This is a genomic window from Actinocorallia lasiicapitis (genome assembly GCF_054778695.1).
In genome coordinates this window covers 1-1,429 of the sequence record NZ_BAAGZI010000708.1, presented here as the reverse complement: position 1 = coordinate 1,429, position 1,429 = coordinate 1, and the positions used below count along the sequence as shown (strand labels likewise).

Annotated in this window: 4 protein-coding genes and 1 pseudogene; 3 read left to right on the top strand and 2 right to left on the bottom strand. The window is 68.9% G+C overall.

The genetic code is table 11. The features are described from left to right. The 3 genes from ACYVE7_RS33995 to ACYVE7_RS33985 all read left to right on the top strand — a co-directional run. Window positions 1–187 (top strand): hypothetical protein (locus ACYVE7_RS33995; protein WP_460370684.1); only part of this gene is annotated, 187 nt, incomplete at its 5' end. 21 nt (window positions 188–208) lie between these two features. Next, complete coding sequence (locus ACYVE7_RS33990; RefSeq protein WP_460370683.1) at window positions 209–568, top strand: hypothetical protein; 360 nt, start codon at window positions 209–211, stop codon at window positions 566–568. A gap of 23 nt (window positions 569–591) precedes the next feature. Beyond that, window positions 592–903, top strand: coding sequence for a DUF3817 domain-containing protein (locus ACYVE7_RS33985; RefSeq protein WP_460370681.1), 312 nt, complete (start codon window positions 592–594; stop codon window positions 901–903). 80 nt (window positions 904–983) lie between these two features. Here ACYVE7_RS33985 and ACYVE7_RS33980 read toward each other — a convergent pair whose 3' ends face one another. Next, window positions 984–1,130, bottom strand: a complete 147-nt coding sequence (locus ACYVE7_RS33980; protein WP_460370680.1) for a hypothetical protein — start codon at window positions 1,128–1,130, stop codon at window positions 984–986. Window positions 1,131–1,223: 93 nt separating this feature from the next. Next, window positions 1,224–1,429: pseudogene (locus ACYVE7_RS33975) on the bottom strand (hypothetical protein); the annotation flags it as partial.

Below are 1,429 nucleotides of genomic sequence, written 5' to 3'. Positions count from 1 at the left end.
GCCCGGCGCGGGCACGGCCGTCCCCGCGACCGGCCGGGGGTTCGCCGACGGGGTCGAACGGCTGCTCGCCCACCCCGAACGCGACCGCAGGGCCGCCGCCAGGGCACGGGCCGAACGGTACCCCTGGAGCGCGGCCGTCACCGGAATGCTCGAGGTCCACGCGGGGGGTGCGGGCGGATCCCGCTGAGGCGGCGGTACCCTCGAACCCGTGCGACGGTTCCTCACTCCCGCCTGGCTGGGCATCCACCTCATCGCGATCACGCTGTTCTCGGCGTTCCTGATCTTCGGCTGGTGGCAGTTCGACCGCGCCCAGGCCGGTAACGCCCGAAGCTGGGGCTACACCTTCGAATGGCCCCTGTTCTCGATCTTCGTCGTGGTGATGTGGATCAAGATGATCCGCGACGACCTCAAGGGCGTCGGCAAACCGGACCCCGACGCGGTGCCGGAGCAGGCCGTCCACGTGCGTCCGATGACCGAGCGCGAGAAGATCAAGCAGGCCGAGGCCGAAGACCCCAGCCTCGCCGCGTACAACCGCTACCTGGCGCGGCTCAACAGCCAGCGGCGCTGACAACCCGGAAAGAGAACGCACCTATGGAAGCCGCCGCCAAGCGCTTTCGGTACATCGCCTACCTGGTCGGTGTGCTGCTGCTCCTGATGACCCTCGGCATGATCATGAAGTACACGCCGATCGACAGCCCCGGCCTCGTCGGCGTCGTCGCCCCGATCCACGGCTTCTTCTACGTCGTCTACCTGGCCGCCGGGTACGACGTGTGGCGCCGGGCCGGCTGGGAGGCGAAGCGGATGCTGGTCATCGCCGCCGCCGGGGTCGTGCCAGGGCTCACCTTCTTCGTCGAGAAGAAGATCGTGGCCGACGCGTACGCGACCGTTCCCGCGCACGCCTGACCCTCCACACGTGAAACCGGCCCGAGGCGATGTTCGCCTCGGGCCCGTTCAGGGGTCAGATCTTCACTTCAGCGCGCTGCTCAGATGGTCCGGCGGGCACCTCCCCGCTTCATCTCGTCGCGACGGCGGCCGCCGATCGAGAAGAGGATGGCGCCGATCATGATGAGCGTCCCAGCGCCCGCCGAGAGAAGCTGGCAGACGGCGAGGGCGGAGTTCAAGGCGTCCATCGGTGGTTCTCGCTTTCTCGCGACCATCGCGTAACTCAGTGTGACTGTCTCGTTACTTTGAGTACCCACTGATCAAGGCGAGGTAAACGCAGGTCATCGGGTTTTCCGCGAAAGGTCATCGTGGACCCAGCCCAGGAAGCCGCCGAACAGCCGGGTGAACGCCCCCGGCGGGATCCGGGACGCCAGCCGGAGCACCGGTTCGGTCTGGCCGAGCGTCGCCGGGCCGTTCACCGCGACGGCGCACGTCGCCGCCAGCGAGGCGCGCCGGGCGCGCTTCGTGCGGCCCGCCTCGTAGCCGC